Source organism: Kaistella antarctica (genome assembly GCF_900109615.1).
GTDB lineage: Bacteria > Bacteroidota > Bacteroidia > Flavobacteriales > Weeksellaceae > Kaistella > Kaistella antarctica.
On sequence record NZ_FOIX01000003.1, the window covers coordinates 1 to 14,012 of the forward strand.

Annotated in this window: 18 protein-coding genes; 1 reads left to right on the top strand and 17 read right to left on the bottom strand. The window is 35.4% G+C overall.

The window, feature by feature from the left end:
- Positions 1–304: 304 nt before the first annotated feature.
- Complete coding sequence (locus BMX49_RS08560; RefSeq protein ID WP_034719896.1) at positions 305–1,618, top strand: DEAD/DEAH box helicase; 1,314 nt, start codon at positions 305–307, stop codon at positions 1,616–1,618.
- A 105-nt stretch (positions 1,619–1,723) separates the two neighbouring features.
- On the opposite strand, the gene BMX49_RS08565 is transcribed toward BMX49_RS08560, so the two are convergent.
- The 17 genes from BMX49_RS08565 to BMX49_RS08640 form a co-directional block, all read right to left on the bottom strand.
- Positions 1,724–2,212, bottom strand: coding sequence for a GDYXXLXY domain-containing protein (locus BMX49_RS08565; RefSeq protein ID WP_034719897.1), 489 nt, complete (start codon positions 2,210–2,212; stop codon positions 1,724–1,726).
- Positions 2,199–3,272 (bottom strand): DUF4401 domain-containing protein, encoded by a 1,074-nt coding sequence (locus BMX49_RS08570; RefSeq protein ID WP_034719900.1) that lies wholly within the window; start codon positions 3,270–3,272, stop codon positions 2,199–2,201. The genes BMX49_RS08565 and BMX49_RS08570 overlap by 14 nt, the downstream gene beginning before the upstream one ends.
- Positions 3,262–4,218, bottom strand: a complete 957-nt coding sequence (locus BMX49_RS08575; protein ID WP_051803775.1) for a DUF2157 domain-containing protein — start codon at positions 4,216–4,218, stop codon at positions 3,262–3,264. The genes BMX49_RS08570 and BMX49_RS08575 overlap by 11 nt, the downstream gene beginning before the upstream one ends.
- A 285-nt stretch (positions 4,219–4,503) precedes the next feature.
- Entirely contained in the window at positions 4,504–4,842 is a 339-nt protein-coding gene (locus tag BMX49_RS08580) for a cupin domain-containing protein (protein WP_034719902.1), read from the bottom strand.
- Positions 4,843–4,972: 130 nt separating this feature from the next.
- Entirely contained in the window at positions 4,973–5,224 is a 252-nt protein-coding gene (locus tag BMX49_RS08585) for a hypothetical protein (protein ID WP_034719905.1), read from the bottom strand.
- A gap of 68 nt (positions 5,225–5,292) precedes the next feature.
- Entirely contained in the window at positions 5,293–6,420 is a 1,128-nt protein-coding gene (locus BMX49_RS08590; protein WP_034719907.1) for a serine hydrolase domain-containing protein, read from the bottom strand.
- 84 nt (positions 6,421–6,504) lie between these two features.
- On the bottom strand, positions 6,505–6,930 hold the full coding sequence (locus BMX49_RS08595; RefSeq protein WP_034719910.1) for a hypothetical protein: 426 nt from the start codon (positions 6,928–6,930) through the stop codon (positions 6,505–6,507).
- A 521-nt stretch (positions 6,931–7,451) separates the two neighbouring features.
- Positions 7,452–8,261: a DUF5694 domain-containing protein gene (locus tag BMX49_RS08600; protein WP_051803777.1), complete on the bottom strand. Its 810-nt coding sequence runs from the start codon at positions 8,259–8,261 to the stop codon at positions 7,452–7,454.
- 26 nt (positions 8,262–8,287) lie between these two features.
- On the bottom strand, positions 8,288–8,545 hold the full coding sequence (locus BMX49_RS08605; protein ID WP_034719914.1) for a hypothetical protein: 258 nt from the start codon (positions 8,543–8,545) through the stop codon (positions 8,288–8,290).
- 15 nt (positions 8,546–8,560) lie between these two features.
- Positions 8,561–8,989 carry a hypothetical protein gene (locus BMX49_RS08610; RefSeq protein WP_034719916.1) on the bottom strand — a complete coding sequence of 143 codons (429 nt, stop codon included), beginning with the start codon at positions 8,987–8,989 and terminating at the stop codon, positions 8,561–8,563.
- Positions 8,990–9,028: 39 nt separating this feature from the next.
- A complete protein-coding gene (locus BMX49_RS08615; protein ID WP_034719918.1) occupies positions 9,029–9,901 on the bottom strand; it encodes a DUF6929 family protein in 873 nt (290 codons plus the stop codon).
- The gene (locus BMX49_RS08620; RefSeq protein WP_034719919.1) at positions 9,901–10,518 is read right to left on the bottom strand and encodes a hypothetical protein; all 618 of its coding nucleotides are present in this window, start codon (positions 10,516–10,518) and stop codon (positions 9,901–9,903) included. The genes BMX49_RS08615 and BMX49_RS08620 overlap by 1 nt, the downstream gene beginning before the upstream one ends.
- Positions 10,519–10,602: 84 nt before the next feature.
- A complete protein-coding gene (locus BMX49_RS14780) occupies positions 10,603–10,767 on the bottom strand; it encodes a nuclear transport factor 2 family protein (RefSeq protein ID WP_198412578.1) in 165 nt (54 codons plus the stop codon).
- Positions 10,768–10,794: 27 nt separating this feature from the next.
- A complete protein-coding gene (locus BMX49_RS14785; RefSeq protein WP_198412576.1) occupies positions 10,795–11,055 on the bottom strand; it encodes a nuclear transport factor 2 family protein in 261 nt (86 codons plus the stop codon).
- A 24-nt stretch (positions 11,056–11,079) separates the two neighbouring features.
- Positions 11,080–11,613 carry a hypothetical protein gene (locus BMX49_RS08630; RefSeq protein ID WP_034719922.1) on the bottom strand — a complete coding sequence of 178 codons (534 nt, stop codon included), beginning with the start codon at positions 11,611–11,613 and terminating at the stop codon, positions 11,080–11,082.
- 132 nt (positions 11,614–11,745) lie between these two features.
- Positions 11,746–13,308, bottom strand: coding sequence for an Rne/Rng family ribonuclease (locus BMX49_RS08635; RefSeq protein WP_034719924.1), 1,563 nt, complete (start codon positions 13,306–13,308; stop codon positions 11,746–11,748).
- A gap of 352 nt (positions 13,309–13,660) precedes the next feature.
- Positions 13,661–13,972 carry an HU family DNA-binding protein gene (locus BMX49_RS08640; protein ID WP_034719925.1) on the bottom strand — a complete coding sequence of 104 codons (312 nt, stop codon included), beginning with the start codon at positions 13,970–13,972 and terminating at the stop codon, positions 13,661–13,663.
- Between the last annotated feature and the right edge of the window lie 40 nt (positions 13,973–14,012).

The following is a 14,012-nucleotide window of genomic DNA, read 5'->3' on the forward strand; positions in this document are numbered from 1 at the left end:
TCAACGAAGCGTCGGCCTTTATCCTGCTGCTTTTACTCTTTGGTTAATATTATTAACCAAATTATTAATTATTTTTCTTAATACAAACTTACCATCGAAACGACATCCTTTTTCTTTTTGCCAAGGGAAAATGCGGCGGCAAAAGAAAAAGATATAGTGGAGAGCAGGTTGGTGTTTTCAAAGAAGCGAAAACCTGGTTGCTCCTAAAATAACTATTCTTCTTACAACTTGAAAAATTTTTTTAATTATAACAGGAGTTCAGGCGATTACCGAAATCTGTGGTTATCTTTGCAAAAAATTGTTCATGTCTACACATATCTCTGATTTAGGAATTATTCATTCCCTTCAAAACGCCTTAAAGGATTTAGAAATTACGGTTGCCACTGAAATTCAGGAGCAAGTGATTCCCTTAATTCTGAATGAAACGGAAGATATGGTGGCACTTGCCAAAACGGGCACAGGTAAAACTGCCGCGTTTGGATTGCCGCTAATACAGCTTATAGAAGCGGAAAACAAGAATGTGCAAACTGTCATTTTAGCGCCAACGCGAGAATTGAGCCAGCAGATTTATACCAACCTAACTGAGTTTGCGAAATATCTGCCAGAGGTTACTATGGTTTTGCTCACGGGCGGAAATACGGTGAAATCACAAGTGGAAGAACTGAAAGCGAGTCCGCAAATTATCGTGGCGACGCCAGGTCGATTTTTAGATTTATTAGAGAAAGAAGCTGTCGATATCAAAGCTGTAAAACATTTGGTTTTAGACGAAGCTGATGAAATGTTTCAAGCTTTAAAAGAAGACTTGATGCCGATCCTAAAAGCGATGCCGAAAAATAGACGCACCTTTTTATTCAGTGCTACCATGCCGGGTGAACTGAAAGATGTTGTTCATAATTATATGTCGAAAAATGCCGTTTCTATCAGTGCTGATATGGCGACTGTCGGACATGAAGGGATTGATCACCAATATATCGTGGTAGAACCGATTGAGAAATTAGATGTGCTTTTGCACTTCTTGAATTCTCAGGAGGGCGGCAGAGGAATTATTTTTTGTAAAACCAAAGCGGCTGTGAATAAACTGGCGAAAAATTTGGCAATTCGTAAAATTTCTTCTGGAGCTTTGCACGGAAGTTTGACGCAAGGAATTCGGGATCGTATTATGGATCAGTTTCGGGAAGGCTATATCGATATTTTGGTTGCCACAGATTTGGTTGCCAGAGGAATTGACGTGAAAGAATTGGCTTACGTCGTCAATTATCATTTGCCAGATACGCATGAAGCCTATGTTCACCGAAGCGGACGAACAGGTAGAGCAGGAGCGAAGGGACTTTCGATGACGATTATTCAGCAGGAAGAAGTGAAGGAAATTGCCGATTTTGAACGGGAACTTGGAATTAAATTTCATCCTGTAAAAAAAGCAAATGCAGAAGCAATTGAATGGAACAACACTTTGGTTTGGGCTAAAAAAGTCTTTAAAACAAAACCAAATCGCGAGATTCCAGAAGAGGTGAAGCAGCAGGTGAAAACGATTTTTCATCATTTGACGAAAGAAGAATTGGTTGATAAAGTGATTTCTAACTATTTGGCAGAGCAGACGCAAAAGACTACGGCTTCATAGATAATTAGAATTATCTTTGATAAAAAATTGAAAAGCGCGAAATTGAATTCGCGCTTTTGTTATTAATTTAAAGAGGAAAATTTTTAAGCAATGCGGATTTTACGGTTATTTAATCTGGTTTGCTTTTTCATCATAAAGACCAAACAAAAGGCTGTTTCCGCGGTCATCTATTTTTAAACCTCCATATTTTGCTTGCTCATATTTTTTGCCCTGGCCTTCTTGAAAGAAGAATGATTCGGCGCCAATATTCATGTTCCAAGGGTCGGAGGAACTGTATTCTATGGCATGTTCCTCAGGTTTTAAAGGTGTAAGGTTTTTTTGAAATCTTACTTTTCTAGCAATTCCGTCGGATCCAATTTTAACAATGCAATAGCCACGTTTTGGTGACTTTTCTGCATCGAAGTTTTCGGAAATTTCATACCGTAAAATCATGTAATCGCCCTGCATTAAGGAGCGTGGATCAACTGGCGCTAGCTCAAGTAATACCAGTTTTCCATTCTTTAATAATTCTTCTTTTTTGTAGACAGTAAAGTTGAAGTAGACCAGTAAAACAACCAAATTTAGAAGAATCAGATACCATTTATACTTTTTCATTAGACATCAGTTTTTTATGCGTGAACAGGTAAATCATCAGAAAAAGAATTCCCGAAGAAAAAAGAATAATTGATTTGGTAAGCAAGGTGAAATGAAGATCGTAGTAATACATGGAAATGGAATAAATAAATCCAATAATTCCCAAGGCGAAACCCGTCCTATAATTAACCAGAAAACTCAGCAGAATAATCAAGATGGTACCAGATATTGCCGGCGAATAGATGGTCGGAGCCAACAGAAGTACTGTAGCAACCGCGATCATTATTTTATGTTTAATATTTGTAATTTTTAAAATCGAAAAAAGAATAGAAACGATATAAAGGATTGCAAACAAAATGACAAGGGAAACAATAATTTTAAAGACGGGCGAAAGTTCCACAATTCCGAATTTACTAATGTAGATTAACAGTCCTAAAAAGGTGAAAACCAAGGCGGAACGGAGCGGTTCATACAATTGCGATATTCTGTTTTTCTGCATCATGAATTTGGCTTCAGTCAGGAAAATAAAAGTAAGGACAATAGCGATTATTGCAGTATATAGATTAATAAGGAAATGCCATTCATTTAAAGTAATTAGGGCCAGAATAGAACCATTTATAATAAGAAGAGACACGAATGACATCATGTAATTATCAACGATAAAGAGCGCTAGTACTGCAATGACTAGAAAGATAATGCAAATGACACTTTTAGATGCTTCCTGATCTACAAGTGAAATTCCGACTAAAACAAAACCGATGAGGTAGGAAGAAACACTTAAGGTATCGGTAATTATTTTATCAGATATTCTATTTAAGAACAAGGCGCCGGCGATACAAATCCCTCCAAATATAAGCATGGCAGTTTTCGAGTCAAAAAGATTTGAGACAAACAGAAAAGCGATAAAGGCTATACTCGCCAGCAATCCGCCGAGAACCGATAATATTTTAATGGCTAAAGACTGATTGTCTTCTTTTTTCTCGTAGTCTTTTACGATAGCGTCTTCATCAAAAGTTAGGTTTGCTTGACTTTTACTTTGAAGATATTGAAGAAGTTCTTGGACGTTTTCTTTATTTCTCATTTTTCCATTTCTTTTGTAAGGTTAGCAAATTCTTGATCACCAAAGTAATGCTGACAATTATAAAAATACCTAAAAGCAAGATCGTTCCTTCATCCAGTGAGTTTTTCAACATAATCGCAGAGATGATTATAATAATACTAAAAGGAATCACCGCAAAATAGAAAACGGCCTTTTCAGTCCAGGAATACCATATTCCTAGGGCGTAAATAATGACCACCATCCCAATTAAAAAAGGGAAACTGGGGCTGTCAGGAATAGAAATCCCAAGCACCATTCCTATGGTCGCAAAAGTGATTGCGGCTAAGGAAACGATGTTTAAAAACCACTTTGGAACTTCAACATCTTTTTTAAATTTCGAAACTAAAACGGCTGCAATAACTGCTGAAGCGTTGAGTAGAAAGAGCACTGTGCAAATGAAGACGGGCGACCAATCTTTAGCAACCTGTTGCGAATAAAAATAAAAAGTAGTGTTGACCAATAATAAAAAGAGCAGCCACAACGGTGCAAACCCTGAAATGAATACCCACAATGCAATGAAGACCGTCCAGCCTAGAAAGAAATCATAAGCGTTCGCTCCAGTCTGATAAATCTGTCCGTAAACGGCAAACAAAGCACCGACTAAAGCTGCAGCTCCAGTGAGAATGATATTCCGAATAGTTTTACTCAGCTTCGCAAAAAGTACAACGCAAGTTGTCGCAACGATTAATAATTCTGTCAGACCGATTTTGACAAATTTGTTGAGGTCAGCCCAATTATAGGCGAAAAAGAAAATTATTCCGGAGACCGTAAATCCAATCCCGAGTGTAATGTAAAACAAACGCAAAAAATGCTGCCAGGTTTCCCTGGTGTTGTAAATTTCGTCGGTAAAGATTTTTGCAATTCCTGGTTTATCGATATTGCTATGTCGACTGATGATTTCCAGGTCTTGCCGTTGAATATCTTTCATGAAATGATTACTTCTAGTTTAATTTAATTTCGATCTTTACTAAAAAATTATCCATTTTAGATATCAGGCCAACAGATCAGATGTGAAATTTTAAGAATGTTAAAGTACGAAAAGCACAGACATGAAATGAAAAATTTGAGTAAAAATGTTGCAGCTGCATTTTAAACAAAAAAAGCAGTTTTAATTTTAGATTAAAACTGCTTTATATTTTTGATGCTCTAAGTTGATTCATTCTCTTCATCGACTGTTTTTAGAGCAGCGTTTATTTTAAGAATGCTTTTGATTTTATTCAATAACTTTTTCCACTCTCGCTACACTGTCGAATTTTGATAAAGTCAATCGGACAATGCTATCTTCCTGAGCTAGTAAATCGTGCGGAACATTGGCTTCCAGCGAAATTAAATCACCCGTCCTTAAAGACATTTTTTCGCCCTTCACGCCGAATTCAATAGCGCCTTCGTGAATTTCCACCGTAATTGGAAAGCCCGCTTTGTGTTCTTTCATGGTTTGGCCTTTCCTGAAAAGAATTCGAATTTCTTTGGATGATTCGGTCTCCATCATTACGGTGACGGCTACTTTATCTTCATTGTAATTAAGGTCGTTTCTTAAAGATGCTGTTTTCATAAGTTCGATTTTTATTATAAGCTTCAAGTTAATTAAATCTTTCCAATAATGTACTTTGACTCTGCACCAATTTGAAAAAGACCTACTTGATAAACCTCAAAGAAAGAGCGAAATTGAAATTCTCCGAAATTTAGAGTGTTAAGTTTCGATTTTTCACCTCCGCTTCCAAGGCTTTTTTCTTGGTTCTGTTTTTTGCGAGCATTGGAATGAAGAAGAAAGGAAAAAACGTTAAAATCCCAAATCCATTTTTAATGGTACTGTACGTGGCAACTCCGATCATAACGCCAAATAATACCGCGTGAACAATATTGGTTGATTTTATTTTCTTTAGTTCTAATAGCAGTATTTTGTCCGTCAATTGCGATAGTTCTTCTTCCTTCATTTAAGTTTTTTTTAGAATTTAATTGTGGTGATAAGTTTTTAAAAGTGCGGGGGCAAAACTAAACTTATTTATTTTTTCCAGGATTGCGTTCTCACTTTAACTGTTAATTTCATTCCTAACTTTGTCACATCAATCGACTTGTTGGTTAAAACAAAAAGTCCGTAGTTGTTGACCTTGTCGATGGCGATGAAACTTGAATATCCGCCTGACATGCCACTGTGCCAAACCATATTTTCATTTCCTAACATTTTATCAACCTGCGAAGGCAAGATCCAGCCAAGTCCCGTTTCTCCGTCGAACTGTTGCTGATGAGTTGCCAATAAAGATTTAGAAATTGGTGAAGCGCGCTCGTTCAAATTGGCTTTTACAAATTTCACCATATCGTTACCATTCGATAAAAAAGACCCAGCGCCCGTTAAAACATGATCAGTCCAAACTGGAGTTGGGCTTCCATTTTCATCATATCCCTGAATAATTTTTGATTGATGAACAGGCTTAACCGTTACAAAAGTTTGGGTCATGCCAAGTGGCTTAAGTAGTTTTTCTTTAACCAGTTGCTCATATTTCACGTCAGTTTTTAGTTCTAATAAATGACCCAATAAACCCATTCCAAAATTTGAATAGTCAAAAATCCCTTCAGCCTTTTTTCCTTCGCAAGACTTTAGGTAATCATAAATATCTTGCGTAACCAAATCTTTATAAGGATTGGAATCGTCCGTCATTTTTGCTATAAAAGAGTTTGGGAGTGAGGGAAAGCCAGACCGATGAGTTGCTAAATGGCGCAATGTAGTTTTCTGGGCATTTGCTGGAAGTATCACTTTATCGTTTAAGAGAATTTTAATGGGGTCATCCAACTTTAATTTACCTTCATCAATCAGCAATTGCAAGGTTGAGGTTGTAAAAAGTTTGCTCGTCGAAGCCAGTTCGAAAATCGTCGTGCTATCAGGTAAAATGCCTTTTCCTTTTTCAGCAGTGCCGAATCCTTTTAGATATACTTTGTCACCCTTTACCACGCCAACAACAACTCCATACGCATTTCCTTTAGCAATAAATTGATTGACCTGAATGTCTATAGATCGCTCGAGATTTTTTTTGTCTTCAATGTTGGCCGATTTGAACTTTATAAAAAGATAAACTCCAGCCAGGATTGCAAGCGAACTTAAGACTATTATTCCTGTAATTTTAATTACTCTCAACGTTGGGTTATTCTGGTGTTAATGATGTTTTTTTGCTGAGTTTTTAAGCCCGATGATTTTTGATGTCAGTTGGTACGAGCTTTTTCAGGGCAGCATTCCGAATTGGTTAATCTCTTGTTTCCCATTTTCGGACAAAGAAAAACGCAGATCGGTCCAAGCCGTTCCTTCGATTCCTTTTAGGATAATCGTATTTTTAATTTTGCTAATTGTGAATAAGAAATCTGCCCGCTTGGCGTCTTTGACTGCAGAGAGGTCAGTGAGTTTCGTCATCCCATATTCGTCGATTGCTTGTGGTTGATTGTTGAGAATGCTGAACTCTAAATTAAGCCAGGCAGTTCCTTGCAAACTCTGCATTTTAATTCCTTTTTCCGTGTTTTCAATGATTATTTTAAAGTCCTTCAGATCGACTGGTTTCTTTTCTTGACCTGTTAATTTTAAACTTGTCAGCAATAAAAAAACCAATACTCCAAAGTTAAATAGTGGCCTGATTAAATTCAATTTTATATTCATGTCTATGATATTTTATTTTAGGTTCGTTTGATATTTTAACAATATTAAACGGTTGGCAAATCAGTCACTCGAAAACAAATATATCGAAAATTTAGCCTTTTAAGAAAAATAATTTTTAATGAAATCAGAGCGATTTGCAAACTCTTGGAGAATGTATAGAATTTAGCTGATTCTTCGTACCTGCGCTAAGTTGAAAAGTTTCTAAAATTTAAGAATCACCCTGAAATTGTTTTGAGTAAACCGACAACCACTATTCCGACGGCGATTGCTATTGGAATATAATATTCTTTTTTTTCATAAAATTTTCTCTGATCCATTTCTCTTATTTATTTGGTTGAAGTGCGATTCATTAATAAATTGCCGATTTTGTTTACCGAAGATAGCCCTTAATCAACAACTTTGCTTGGAACATAGATGAAAAATATTCCAAATAATACCAATGCTAATTTTCATTTCGACAAGCTTCATGCTATTCTTCAATAGTTCTTAGATTATTCCATTGTGGTCTCCAACATCAAAGGTTATTTCAGATAATTCGTAATGGGAACCAATTCATATTTCGGACTTCTTTTCATAAACATATCGAAAAACGCCGCGTGCGTACTACCCGACAAAATTAAAATACGGTCGCTATCATTCACTTTAACCCGGTTGATATTGGCAAACATTTTCAAATTCCTCAAGTAAAAATCTCCTGCCGCATCGGCGCCCTCGAAATTGTCTTCCGTGTTGACATAGGTTAATAGATCGGCATTTAAATTAATCATCGCATCATAATAACTTTGCTCATTCATTTTGATAAACCGATTAATTAAAGGCTCTGTATATAGACTTTCTAATATTTTCTTAATTGCTTTCTGACCGTTTAAATAGGTTTTCGCCTCAATTTCATGCGCAAGTTCATCGATTCCCATATAATTATAGCCTAACTGTTTATCGATTCCAATCATCTTTTTGGTCTGCGATAATCGTCCGATCTCAAAAGCGATAAATTGCGTTTCGTTTTGAAAAGCCGTTTCTTTTGTGGGATCAACTAAATATCCAGCATAGTTTTTTTCAAGTGCATCCTGTTCTTTCGGCTCAGCTTCTACCAGAATAATGGTCGGTTTAAATTCGGCCAGTAATTGATTTAAATTTGCGAGCTGATCTTTATTCGCCTTTAGTTTAGGATCAAACTCACTTTTATACTGATCAGTCGTGTAACCCATGTGGAAAGTTCCCACATTTAAAACTTTGACTTTTTGGGTCAAAGTTTCCTCGTTTAATTTTTCTTTTTTTCCACAGGAGACTAAGATCAATGTGGTAAAAGTTAGTATTAATATTTTTTTCATACGATAAGTTTCAAATCAGTTTTGATCTATTTCTCCTTTGTTAATTCAATTTTTTTATCACTGATAAAAAGAATACAATCCACTTTAAACCAACCGAAAATCGTTGCTTTTATATGCTCTTTCTCGTTTTTGGAGTTGATAATATGTCCAGTTAAATTTGAGGAAACTAGTCCGAACTTTTTATCCTGCAGGTCGTTATTTACATAAAGTGGTTCGCCATCAAACCAGGTGTTAATAATTTTAATCGCGTTGTTTTCGTAATTCGCTGTCCAGATGCTTTTCATTTTTTAGGTGTCGATTTACTTTTTATTTAATTTAAATAGAGCTGGGTTGTCTGAAAAAATCTCGCCTACCAGTATGAAATTGGCGTCTTTCTGAAGGATTAAGGTATCATAGATATTCTCGAAATCCCCTAAATTCCTTTTTAACTCAATGCTTTTTACGGCTTTTTTCTTTTTTAAAAAGACCAGCAAATTGAAGTCATCCGAATGCTCAATGTTTTTACTGACATTTCTAAGAGAAATTGTATGCTTATTCTCAGTCATCTCAATCGAGGAATAAGGATGTAAAATAATCAATTCATCCCAGACGAAGCTTTTTTCATTAGATAAATTTAAGTGTTTTGTTTGGGTAATTTCTGCACTTATTTTCTGGTTTAAATGAGGATCATCGGTCTTGCAAGAAATAAAATTTATTAAAAGGAGTAGGGCTATTATTTTATTTTTCATGCTGTGTTCTTCAATATTGCTGAAATTAGGTAAGTCATTTTACCAGGACATAATACTCTCGATAATGGCTGAACTGCCCTGATCATCGTCAGTAATCAAAACAACTTTTATTTTTCCGACGGCAATTTCTTCTTCAATGGTTACCGATTCCACTTTGAAGCTCTCATTGACGATTGGGATTTCGCAGTGATCGAATCGATCGGATATCATATTGTTCGAAATATCAATCGTTCCAATAAAGCTTCCCAGGATTTCGCCGTCTTCATAGGCGTTAATATTATCTTCTACTGAAGCTGTGAAAACGATCGTAGGTTGATTTTGTAAAGTGGTTGCGCCAGAAAAACCGGCCTCTATTCCCTTAATTTTAGGCAGAGAAAATTCGTGAATTTCTAAATCTGGAACTCTCGTTTCACCTTTAATGAATTCTAAAAAAAGCGAATAGTCAACTTTAATAATGATATTCTTGCGGCGATTGAAAAGATAAAGTTGCCCATCTCGAAAAGCCGTGGCTTCAATATTTAATTCGGAATTCTCAAAAATCGGTAAACTTCTTAAATGATTGTAGAATTTTGAAATATCGTATTTTTCAACGATGACTGGATCGTTCAGTAGTATGCGAACAAAAACATCTCGTTGCGGTATTTTTGACCCAGAGCCAAACACAACCAATTCCTTGTCATCTATCATCTCCAGCGTTTCAAAATCTGCCTTTTCTGATTTGATAATTCGATCTCCGTTGAAATGTTCTGTATCCGAAATAAGGATTTTAGAAACAACATCAAACTCCTTATTCAACAAAAATAAATGCGGCGAATCGTCACTGATGACATAATAACCTTCAGCATATTTCGCAATCCCAGAACCGCTGGGAATGTTACTCAGTTTTTTAATATTTAAGATGCTAGTTTCCACTAATCTCTTTTATTGTTCAGCATCTTATTTTCAATCATTTCGATCTTTTTAATGGACAATTTCGGAATGATGTTGATGTTTTTATTTCCTTTGGCAACGTAGAAGAAATATTCGCTGTTATTATCAATAATTTTTACAGTTTGTGATTCTCCCGTTACAAAATACAATTCATGTTTGTATTTTAATTGATCATTTTTAATCTCTTGAGAAGTCATATAACCCTGTTGAAAAGCCATTCCCAAAAACAGAGATAAATATATAAAAACGAACATAAAAATAACAAGCGTATTTTTATACTTCTCAATTTCCACCTCATTCATTTCAAGTCTGTTTTTTTTAATGCCAAAGGTAAGGCGAACCCATTTTTTTTCGCTGTGTTTTGTAAACATCCGCGCCACAAAAAAGGGGTACACGGAAAAAAGTAAGAAAGTAAAAATGATGAGTGGGTGAGACGTAATCACCGCAATGGGGCTTAGTAAAATATCCATCACCGACGAATATTTTATAATGTTGATCCCTAACTGGTAAAATACGATGCTCTCTTTTATAACGCCCAGCACGACCAGATAAAGATAGCCGAGTGGCAAAAGGTTTTTAATGTTTTCGAAGTTTTTCATTTCAATCTTTAAAGTCTAAATATAATGGTTTCCGCATTATTAATCGTCTTAAAGATTATCGTTTTGCAATTACTTTTCTTCCTCCTAATCCAAGTTATCGTAATAGGTGAAATCTTTAGTGATCAACCCATTTTCGATGGTGAAGATCGTGCAGATGGGCAACTCAAATTTAGTATTATCAGGCGCAGTTCCGCGGGAGATAAATTCCACAATGATGTGTTGGTTTCCAGATGGATAGATTTGAATCACTTCATCATGCAAGTCTGGAAAAGTCTGTTATAATTCGGAATACTTGGTGATAATTTCTTGCCTTGTTTGTTTTACAATTCCAGCTCCGAGTGATGGATCTTTGAACTCGACGGTTTCGGAATATAGATTCGCCATTTTTTCCCATTCGTGTTTGTTGAAGTGGTCAAAATACTGTTGTACTATTTTTTCGTTGGCTGTGTTCATCGCGGTTTTTTCAATTGATTCTTCTTTACTGCAGGAATTTACGAGTAAAAGTGCTAAAGCAAAGAAAAGTAAAACAAATGGCATTTTTTCAATTGTTATGAGTTTTGATTAAAGAGCTTTTTGCAGTCGCTTGCTGTCAATTTTTAAATCGCCTAATCGTCTATCTTTCTCTAAAGTCCAGATATTAATCACTTTTTCTTCATTCAGGTTTTGCTCGTTTGGACTGATGAATTCAATTTCTTTGATGCTTTTTGTGGCAATTACGTAATCCTCATTCATTAATAAAAAACCATCAATGTAGATTTTTGTTTTTGTATCTGCGTCCAGAAATTTTCTAATTTCATTTTGAGTTTTGGTGTCTAATTTTCCGAAAGTCATTTCGACGAGTATTAAGCCGTACTCACCAAGGTTGGGATAAGTTTTCGCATATTGATCCAATTCTTTTTGAGCAGTTTTCATTACTTCCATCTTGATGATTTTACTGTCGGGAATCTGCTCAATCAATTCAAAATTGGCAATAATGTTTTTATTAATGAGCACCGTTGGCTTATCTTTTTTCGAATAAAGTAATTTTTCGAAACTTTGTCCGTAAGAATTTAAAAAGGAAAAGAGGGCAACGATAAGAAGGACTTTTATTTTCATGTGATTAATTTTAATGATGATTAATTAATCAAATATAGTAATATTCTTGACTCAAAAAACTTTTAATTTAGAACAAAAAAAAACTTCCGAAACGACTCGGAAGTGATATGTTGTTTGATGTTGATGGTCTTCTTAATTCGAATAACTCATCAATTCTTCTTTCTTAGAATTCACCATTTTGTATTCTAAATATTTAAAGGAATCTCTCGGGATAATCGTTACCCATTTTTTGTATTTCAAGTACCATTTTGTTTGTACGCTCATCAAACCTTTAGTCAAATAAGCCTCTACAAAAGGATGTACGTGCAAAAATAGTTTTCCTTTCTCGGTCTGAATTAAATTTCGAATGACTTCTTCCATTCTTTCTACGACCACGATTGGTGCTAATATTTCACCATCGATATTAGGATTGTCTTCCTTGGTTTTGATGACTTTTTCTGGACGTGTTCTTTGTCTGGTCAATTGAATCAAACCGAATTTGCTTGGTGGCAAAATCTTGTGTCTCGCTTTATCACGACTCATTTCTTCTTTGAAATGTTCATATAAATCTCGTCGGTGATCGGCATTTATCATGTCGATAAAATCAATCACGATAATTCCGCCCATATCTCGCAATCGGAGCTGACGAGCGATTTCCGTGGCTGCCATTTTGTTCACCGTTAAAGCATGTTCCTTGTTGGATGAACCTGCTCCCGAGGAAAGATTATTTCCCGAGTTGACATCGATAACATGAAGCGCTTCGGTGTGTTCAATCACCAAATAAGCCCCTTTAGAACTAGGGATGTTAACATGTTTACCAAAACTTTGCTTCAGTTGCTTTTCTACGTTGTAGTATTCCATTAACGGAATTGGCTTGTCGTAAAACTGAACAATGTTTTTTCTTTCTGGCGCGATGACTTCGATATAATTACGCATGTCATCAACCATTTGCTCATCATCACAAATAATAGAAACGAAATCTGCGTTAAAATTGTCACGCAAAATCGAGGAAGCTTTATCTTCTTCGCTCAACACTTTACTCGGTACTTTATTTCTCTGAAGATTCTTGAAGGTTGTTTCCCATTTCTGAATCAATTGATTCATATCGTTGTGAAGTTCAGCAACTTTTTTACCTTCCGCTACAGTTCTGATGATTACACCGAAACCTTCAGGCTTAATGCTTTCAATTAATGTTTTAAGTCTTTCTTTTTCTTCATAATTGTTGATTTTTTTCGAAATCGAAACACTTTTGTCAAAAGGAATTAAAACTAAAAACCGTCCGGTTAAAGAAATCTGGGTAGAAATTCTCGGACCTTTGGTAGAAATTGGTTCTTTAGTAATTTGAAGAATTACGCTGTCGTCTTTTGCCAAGACTTTATCAATCACACCGTTTTTGTTAATCTCTTTTTGAATTTCGAAATTCTTTAACGATGAGTTTTGTTGTTTCTTGGAAACCGTGTCTTGTAGAAATTTTTTGTAGGTAAGAAATTGTGGACCTAGATCCTGATAATGCAAAAAGGCATCTTTTTCATAACCAATGCTAACGAATGCCGCATTTAAGTTAGGTGCGAGTTTTTTAACTTTACCGATAAATAAGTCGCCGACTACGAAATCACTTTTGTCCTCCTGTTCGTGGAGTTCAAGAAGCCGTCCGTCTTCCAGCAAGGCAATCTTCGATTGCTCATCTTCATGTGATATAATCAGTTCTTTCTTCATTCTGTTGATAAGGGATTAAAAATAATAAGCGGTTAAGAAATTCTGAAAAAATCAATTCTAGCTGCTTAATTTTTTAATAGTTTCTGGGTTTTGTTTTATCATTTTGCGCAAATTTAATGTTTTGATTTAAAACTTTTGCACTACAGTTTGGTGAGGATGATTAAAACAAAAATATAGCCGGTGAAATTTATACCTATAAATACACCAACTATATTGTTATATTGTAAATCGCAAAGAGATTATTTTTTCTTGTGTCTGTTTGCTCTTCTTCTTTTCTTTCTTTTGTGGGTCGCTACCTTGTGTCTCTTTCTTTTCTTTCCGCTTGGCATAATTTAAATTTTTTGTGTGTAACTTATATTTTTTCTTTAGTTAATTGTGTAACTGGCACCTTCACTTTGATTTTCTCTACGAAAGTTTTTGAAGGCTTAAAGGCTGGGATATTGTGAGCAGGGATTTCAATTGCGATGTTTTTCGAAATGTTTCTTCCTGTTTTTGCTGCTCTGGTTTTGATGATAAATGAACCGAATCCTCTTAGATATACATTATCTCCGTTGTACATTGATGTTCTGATCTCCTGCATAAAAGCTTCTATAACTTTCTGGGTCTCATTCTTTTCAGTTCCCAATTTATTTGAGATGGTGTTTACCAATTCTGCCTTTGTCATTTCCTTTTTTTATTTATATTTTTGGTGTGCAAATATAATA